5 protein-coding genes are annotated in these 4999 nt (G+C 67.6%); 1 reads left to right on the forward strand and 4 read right to left on the reverse strand.

Annotated features, from left to right (window positions below; genetic code table 11):
• Positions 1-776: LysR family transcriptional regulator (locus JHD07_RS23995; protein WP_291626557.1), on the reverse strand; the 776-nt coding region annotated here is incomplete at its 3' end.
• A gap of 109 nt (positions 777-885) precedes the next feature.
• Here JHD07_RS23995 and JHD07_RS24000 point away from each other — a divergent pair.
• Positions 886-1797 (forward strand): DMT family transporter, encoded by a 912-nt coding sequence (locus JHD07_RS24000; protein ID WP_291626559.1) that lies wholly within the window; start codon positions 886-888, stop codon positions 1795-1797.
• Between the two features lie 63 nt (positions 1798-1860).
• Here the strand turns inward: JHD07_RS24000 and JHD07_RS24005 are convergent, their stop codons facing one another.
• From JHD07_RS24005 to JHD07_RS24015, 3 genes are all read right to left on the reverse strand, one after another.
• Positions 1861-2631, reverse strand: a complete 771-nt coding sequence (locus tag JHD07_RS24005; RefSeq protein WP_291626560.1) for a TIGR02186 family protein — start codon at positions 2629-2631, stop codon at positions 1861-1863.
• On the reverse strand, positions 2628-3545 hold the full coding sequence (locus tag JHD07_RS24010; RefSeq protein ID WP_291626561.1) for a sulfite exporter TauE/SafE family protein: 918 nt from the start codon (positions 3543-3545) through the stop codon (positions 2628-2630). Before JHD07_RS24010 ends, JHD07_RS24005 begins: the two co-directional genes overlap by 4 nt.
• A 280-nt stretch (positions 3546-3825) precedes the next feature.
• Positions 3826-4999 (reverse strand): tetratricopeptide repeat protein (locus JHD07_RS24015; RefSeq protein WP_291626562.1); only part of this gene is annotated, 1174 nt, incomplete at its 5' end.

Genomic DNA, 4999 nt, shown 5'->3' on the forward strand with positions numbered 1-4999 from the left:
ATCAGCGCGACCTCGGTTTTGTTGATCGGCGCAAAGCCGTCTTTCACGGTCAGCACGCGGTGGTCGGACTGGATCGCCATCTCCGACAGGATGCTGAGGCCCATGCCGGCGGCGACCGCGGCCTGGATGCCGGCGAGACTCGATGACGTATAGGCGGTGTGCCAGGCACGGCCGGCGCTTTCGAGCGCATGGATGGCGCCGGCGCGATAGATGCAGCCGAGTGGAAAGCCGATCAACGGCACCGAGGGGACGTCGACATCGATCGGATGGCTCTTGCTGGTGACCCAGTGCACCCGCTCCGGCCACACCGCGATGGCGTCCTTCGCGCCGGCCTCGCGCTTGTACAGCGCAAGGTCGAGCTCGCCGCGTTCGAGGTCGCGGGCGAGATGCTTGCTCTGGTCGGCGCGCACGTCGAGCCGCAATCCCGGATGCGAGCGCGAGAACGCGCCCAGCAATTTCGCCAGCCGGTAGGCCGCAAAATCCTCGGGAATGCCGAGCCGGATCGCGCCTTCGCCGCCCGGCTGCCGCAACACGTCGCGCGCCTCCTCGGCGAGCGAGAGCAGCCGCCGCGCATAGGACAAGAGGCGCTCGCCGGCCTCGGTCGGGCGCACGTCCTTGCCGTCGCGGTGCAGCAGGACCTGGCCGACATCCTCCTCCAGCCGTTTGATCTGTTGGCTCACCGTCGACTGCGTGCGGTGGACGCGCGCTCCGGCGCGGGTGAAGCCGCCGGACTCCACCACCGAAACGAAGCTGCGCAGTAGTTCGAGATCGAGCATGGTCGCCTACATTCGAAAATCCACTTATATCGAGTTAATCATTTAATTTCCAAATGACAAGCGGGCTCCCTAGATCGAGGGCAGAAGAAAAACATCCGAGAATGCCCTCATGTCGCTCGCGACCTCGCTTCCCACCCCTCGCAGCCGCTTCAACACATTGCCGCTGGCGATCGGCCTGTTCTGCCTGCTCTGGAGCTACGCCTTCGTCGCCGGCAAGATCGGCGTCACCCATTGCCCGCCGCTGATCCTGCTGGCGGCGCGTTTCTCGCTCGCCGGGGTCCTGATCCTCGGGGCGACGCTGATCCGCGGCGAAGCCTGGTCCTTGTCGTGGCGCGATGCAGCGATCTTCGCCGTGCTCGGCATCGCCAACAACGCGCTCTATCTCGGCCTCGGCTATACCGGCCTGCAATCGGTCTCGGCCGGTCTCGGCGGCCTGATCGTGTCGGCCAATCCCGTGTTCACCGCCGGCCTCGCCGCGCTGCTGCTCGGCGAAGGCATGACCTTGCGTAAGGCAAGCGGCCTCCTGCTCGGTGTCGTAGGCGTGACCGCGATCGTCTGGCACCGCCTCTCGGTCGGCACGGACAGCCTGCACGGCATCGTCTTCACGCTGGCCTCACTCGCCTCCATCGTTACCGGCACCATCCTGTTCAAGCTCCTCGCGCCGAGGGGCTCCTTGTGGATCGGCAACGGCGTGCAGAACCTCGCCGCCGGCATCGTGCTCGCGCCGATCGCGCTCATTTTCGCCGATGTCCAGGCGATCGACTATACGCCGAGCCTGATCGGCGCGTTCGCCTTCCTCGTGCTCGGCGGCTCGATCCTTGCCTACTGGCTCTGGTTTCATCTGCTGAAGGTGTGCGGCGCCACCGCCGCCAGCGCCTATCATTTCCTGATGCCGCCGCTCGGCATGCTGTTCGCGTTCCTCGTGCTCGGCGAGCAGGTCGAGGCGCGCGATCTCCTCGGCATCATCCCGGTCGCGCTCGGCATCTACCTGGTGACGCGGCCGGCGAAGGCGGCGGCGTGAGCTCAGCCGTCGTCATGGCCGGGCTTGACCCGGCCATGGCGGCGACGAGGCAGTATGCGCCCCTCAATCCTTCCTGAACACGATCGACGCCATCCAGCCCGTCATCAGTGCCATCGCCACGGTGGCGAGACCGTACAGGAACCCGTTGTTCCGCGCGGTCGTCGCGACGAACTGCTCGAAGCCGACCTTGACGATCTCGAACGCGGTCTCGGTCTTGCCGATGAACGCTCCGTTCGCGAACAGCTTGATCTCGACCTCGTAGGTCCCGATCGGCACCTCCGCCGGCAGCGGGATGCCGGTCCGGAACAGCGTCGGCGTCAGGAACGTCACCGCGCTTCCGTCCTCGCGATAGAGGCCGCGCTGGGTGCGCAGGCGGATGAAGGCCGAGCGAAACGCATCGTTCGGCACCACGTCGGCGAAATCGCCGCTGACACGCTGCGTCAGCAGCACGTTGTTGAGCCCGATCTGCTGCCGCCGCGCGATCTCCGGCGAGGTGATGGCGTCGAAGGGACGGTTGGCGAACAGCGCCAGATAGCTCGGGACCTGCAGGAACTGCCGGTAGTCGGAGTTGATCCAGATGCCGAAGGTGCGTTCCTTCCGCCGCGTCACCATGTCGGCACGGGGGCCCTTCACGGTGACGACGAGATCGTAGGCCGTGCGGTCGGCCGGCGTCGTCGCGTCCTTCTCGACCGATCCGAACAGCACCAGCTCCTCGCCGGAATAGTCCGGCGTCACCGTGACGCGGTGATTGGAAACCGACACGATCAGCCGCTCGGCCCGCGCGGCGCCGCCGAGCAGCAGGATCAGAACGATGGCGAGCAACGTGCGCATCATCCGCTCGCTCCGAGCTCGCGGATGGTGAAGAGGTCCGAGGGCTGGATCACCAGCTCGATCGCGAAGCGGATGCCGACCGAGAGAATCAGCAGCCCGAGCAGAAGCCGCAGCTGCTCGCCGCGGATCTTCTGGCCGGCGCGGGCGCCGAACTGGGCGCCGGTGACGCCGCCGATCATCAGGATCAGCGCCAGCACGGCGTCGACCAGGTGGTTGGTGACGGCGTGCAGCATGGTCGCGAACAGCATGGTGACCAGCGTCAGCACCATCGAGGTCCCGATCACCGTGGAGGTCGGCACCCGCAGCAGATAGATCATGATCGGCACCAGGATGAAGCCGCCGCCGATACCCATGATGGCGCCGATGAAGCCGATCAGGATGCCGACGACCACGACCGGAATGACCGAGAGATAGATCTTGGACCGCTTGAACCGCATCTTCAGCGGCAGGCCGTGGATCCAGTTGTGCGTTCGGCGCGGCGGCAGCGCGCCGCGCCGGGTCCGCATCAAGGCGCGCAGGCCTTCTGAGAACATCAGGCTGCCGACCGTGGTGAGCAGCACGACGTAGGAGAGCGCGATCATGAGGTCGAGCTGGCCGAGCGCGCGCAGCTGGGTGAAGGCCCACACGCCGAGCGTCGTCCCGGTGACGCCGCCGCAGAGCAGCACGCCCGCCAGCGCCGGATCGATCGCGCGCCGCCGCCAATATGAGAGCGCGCCGGAAAAGGACGAGGCCGCGATATGGCTCGCCACGGACGCGACCGCGACCGCCGGCGTGATGCCGATGAAGATCAGCAGCGGCGTCATCAGGAAGCCGCCGCCGATTCCGAACATGCCGGACACGAACCCGACTGCGGCGCCCATCGCCAGCACCAGCAGGACGTTGACCGGAAGATCGGCGATCGGAAGATAGAGCTGCATCGAAGGACCACGCTCCGGCGAGACGGATCGATGAACGCGCAATGCCCGCCGGAGGGCCGGAACGATTGCCGCGTCCTTCCATAGCGGAATTCGTCAGCCGGAGGGACCGGGAAATTTCCACGTGGTGAATGAACGCGGCGTCGGCATCGACGCTTTTGCTCCTCACCCTGAGGAGCCTGCGCAGCAGGCGTCTCGAAGGGCGAGGCCCGGACCGAGAGGCGGGGCCTGCATGGTTCGAGACGCGCGCGAGGGCGCGCTCCTCACCATGAGGGGAGAGATTTCAATGCGCCGCTGAGGCCGACCGCTTCGTCGCAACCGCCTTCGCCGCCGGCTTGGCGCTCGCCTGCGGCGCGCTGTCCCAGCCGCCGTTCGGCGTCGCGACGTTGACGGCATCGTCGGGCTGCGGCTCGGCGCTGAAGGTCTGGATCGCGAGCTTGGCGGCGGCGAGCGATTGCGGGTCGAGACGCTTGGCGACGTCGTCGCGCTTGCCGGACGCATCGGTGTCGCCCTGGGCGGCCGCCAGGCTGAACCATTTGTAGGATTCGGCGAGGTTCTGTTCGACGCCGATGCCGCGGGCATAGAGGATGCCGAGGTTGAACTGGCTGTCGGCGACGCCGCGATCGGCCGCTTTGCGGAACCAGTGCGCCGCGCTCTTGTAGTTCGCACCGCGTCCGCCGCCATCTGCGTCGAGCACCGCGAGATTGTGCATCGCCTTGGCGTTGCCGCGCTCGGCCGCCTGGGTGTAGTAGCGGCGGGCGATGTCGGCGTCCTTCTTCACCCCCAGGCCCTTTTCGTAGAGCGTGCCGAGGCGGAAGGTGGCGGGCACCACGCCGGCCTGCGCGGCACGGTCGTACCATTTGGCGGCTTCGTCGTAATTCGTCGCGACGCCCTTACCCTCGGCAAAGCGCAGCGCGACCTCGTAGGCCGCGGTCGCATCGCCCTTCATCGCGGCGGTGCGCAGGGCCGGGCCGCCGATGGCGTCGGGCAGTCTTTCGCTCGGCGGCACCTGGACGAGGCCCAGCCTGGCGCGGCTCGTGCCCGACAGCGCGCCGGTGACCTCGCCGGAAGCCGGCGGCGCGGCCGTGGCAGGCGCGGGCGGAATTTCGACCGAGGCCGAGCCGCCGGGACTCGTGGCCGGCAACGGCGCGGCATTGTTCTGGGACTGCCGTCCGATCGGTGTCGGCGAGGTCATCGACGGCGTAATCTGCTCGGGCGCGGCGGGCTTGCTCTCCGCAGGCGGCGGTGCGGGCTGCGGCGCCGGCTCGCTCGGAACGTCCTGCATCGCCTGCGGCGCCGGCGCGCTGCCGCCATCGAGCAGGTTCATGGCCATCTTGAAGGTGCCGAGCACGATCACGACCACGCTCGCGCCGACCAGCAGCGAGCGGATCTTGGATGTGATGGTCGAACCCTCGTCCTTGCCCTTCTCCTTGGATCGATCGGCACCGGCCTTGGCG

The sequence above is a fragment of the Bradyrhizobium sp. genome (genome assembly GCF_016462955.1).
GTDB lineage: Bacteria > Pseudomonadota > Alphaproteobacteria > Rhizobiales > Xanthobacteraceae > Bradyrhizobium.